This window comes from Streptomyces niveiscabiei (assembly GCF_001419795.1).
GTDB classification, from domain to species: Bacteria; Actinomycetota; Actinomycetes; order Streptomycetales; family Streptomycetaceae; genus Streptomyces; species Streptomyces niveiscabiei.
The window spans coordinates 1-1,796 of record NZ_LIRL01001194.1; the positions used below are offsets into that span (position 1 = coordinate 1).

Genomic DNA, 1,796 nt, shown 5'->3' on the forward strand with positions numbered 1-1,796 from the left:
CACACCCCCCTGACTCCTTCCCTCACACGGGTGGAGCAACCCGTCAGGACCCCCTCCCGGCATCCCCGGGTAAACCCAAGGGACCACTCCGGCCTCCGGTTTCACGCGTGTGGGTGACATGGCGTGCTGAGGACGTGACGTAACGTCGCAGTCGTGATCGAACCGCACGCGCCCGCTCCCCCCGGTGCCCCGCCTCCGTGGGGAGGCCGGGCCCCGCTGCCCGTCCGGCCGGCGACGGGGCGGTTCCTGGTCCTGGCCTGCGTGTTCGTGTGCGCCGCGTGCGGGCTGGTCTACGAACTCGAACTCGTCGCGCTCGCCTCGTACTTGATGGGCGACTCGGTCACCCAGGCGTCCGTCGTGCTGTCCGTCATGGTGTTCGCCATGGGCGTCGGCTCGCTCGCCGCCAAACGCCTGCGCACGCTGGCCGCCGCCGGGTTCTGCGCGGTCGAGGCGGCGCTCGCGCTGATCGGCGGGTGCAGCGCGATGGCCCTGTACGCCGTGTTCGCCTGGACCGGCGACTGGGGCGGCCTGTGGGCGAACGGCCCACGCGTCCTGCTCGTCGCGTTCTCCCTCGCCATCGGCCTGCTGATCGGCGCCGAGGTCCCCCTCCTGATGGAGCTGATCCAGCGCATCCGCCGCCAGGACGCGGGCGGCGCGGTCGCCGACCTGTTCGCCGCGGACTACGTCGGCGCGCTCGTCGGCGGCCTCGCCTTCCCCTTCCTCCTCCTGCCGTTCCTGGGCCAGTTGACGAGTTCGCTGCTCACCGGCGCGGTCAACGTCGTCGCGGGCAGCGCGCTGATCCTCGGCCTGTTCCGGCGCGACCTGACCCGCCGCGCGCGCTGGCTGCTGCTGGTGACCAACGTGACCGTCCTCGGCGTCCTCGCCGCGGCGGCCGTACTCGTCGACGACTTCGAGCGCGCTGCCCGCCAGGCGGTGTACGGGGACGACGTCCGCGTAGCTCTCCAGACTGACGTGCAGGAGGTAGTCCTCACGGGGGGTACGCCGGGTCACCCTCTGGGGCTGTACCTCGACGGCCGGCTGCGGGTCGGGGGGCGGGACGAGCGGAGGTACCACGAGGCCCTCGTCCATCCCGCGATGTACGGGTCTCATACCCGCGTCCTCGTCCTCGGGGGTGGTGACGGGCTCGCCGCGCGCGAGGTCCTCACCCATCCCGGCGTACGGCGGGTCGACATCGTCGACCTCGATGCCGGGCTCGTCCGCCTCGCCCGCAGCGACCCGGCGCTCTCCCGGCTCGGCGGGCACGCGCTGGGCGACCCCCGGGTGCACGTCACCATCGGGGACGCGTTCCACGTCCTGCGCACGACGGCGCCGGGCACGTACGACGTCGTCGTCGCCGACCTGCCCGATCCGGGGATCACCGCCAGCACCAAGCTGTACTCCGAGGAGTTCTACGGCCTCGCGCGCCGCTCCCTCGCGCCCGGGGGGCGTCTCGTCGTCCACGCCGGGCCGCTGGCCACCCGGTCCCAGGTGTTCTGGACGGTCGACGCGACCATGCGGGCGGCGGGGCTGCACACCACCCCCTACCGGGTGACCGGCCGCGACTCCGGGTTCGCGGCGGGGCCCGACCGGACGACCGCGCGGTCCCGGGCGCCGAAGGACTGGGGGTTCCTGCTGGCCTCGGCGGGGCCCCGGCGACCCGTTCTCGCGCTCGATCCCAGGGGGCCGCGACCGCAGACGCTCACATCGGAGGCGCTGGCGGAGGGGGCGCGGGCGGCTGAGGCCACGCGGGTGAGGGGGGTGCGGGTATCGACGCTGGTTCATCCCCGGTACTAGCT

At 73.7% G+C, this 1,796-nt stretch carries 1 protein-coding gene; it reads left to right on the plus strand.

What is annotated here, in order from left to right; genetic code table 11:
- Positions 1-153 precede the first annotated feature (153 nt).
- A complete protein-coding gene (locus AOK24_RS41945; protein ID WP_055725127.1) occupies positions 154-1,794 on the plus strand; it encodes a polyamine aminopropyltransferase in 1,641 nt (546 codons plus the stop codon).
- The last annotated feature ends 2 nt before the right edge of the window (positions 1,795-1,796 follow it).